The 626-nt window shown below is 40.4% G+C and carries 1 protein-coding gene; it reads left to right on the top strand.

Translation table 11 applies throughout. The annotated features are described in order from the left end of the window. The first annotated feature begins 291 nt into the window (after positions 1–291). A complete protein-coding gene (locus BLX24_RS30985; protein ID WP_071506945.1) occupies positions 292–579 on the top strand; it encodes an ArsR/SmtB family transcription factor in 288 nt (95 codons plus the stop codon). Positions 580–626 lie beyond the last annotated feature (47 nt).

Raw genomic sequence — 626 nt, 5'->3', positions numbered from 1 at the left:
ATTTATAAGGCTTGGTAAGTTGCAAATTCAGCGTTCATATCCTGAAAAATATAAGCAGAATTGATTGCCTTTTTATCTTTATAAATTCTTAATAGACAGCTTATTATGATTCATAAAAAATAATGATCTTGTATACAAGAAAGGTGCTTTGTATAACGTTAGAGAAGAAAGATTGACAAAAAGGTAGGCAGTAGAAGAAATACGCCGGCCTGATGTGATAGAGCAAGTAGAAAAGTAAATGGATGTTGATTGACCCGGCTACAAAATCCATACGTCATTCACTGTACATCTATGATTTCTAACCAAAAACAACCCATTGAACGCACTGCACATGTACTAAAGTCGTTGGCACACCCGATCAGAATGCAGATTATTATGCTGTTGAGAGGGGGAGAACGGGAGCTGAGCGTGACCGCCATTCAGGAAAAACTTTCGGTAAGTCAGTCGCTGGCTTCCCACCACCTGAGTTTATTAAGAACCAAAGGTGTCTTGAACGTTCGGACGAACGGAACCGAGCGGTATTATTCATTAAAAGATCTGCGTTTTGCGCAGTCTATTGCCACGCTTTTTGAGAAGTAGCAGACCATGAAACCCTGCCAGAACTCAGATAGCGTTCCGACTAACCA

Source organism: Arsenicibacter rosenii, assembly GCF_001870735.1.
GTDB lineage: Bacteria > Bacteroidota > Bacteroidia > Cytophagales > Spirosomataceae > Arsenicibacter > Arsenicibacter rosenii.
The sequence above is the reverse complement of the archived record's forward strand: the minus strand, read 5'-3'. Positions and strand labels throughout refer to the sequence as shown.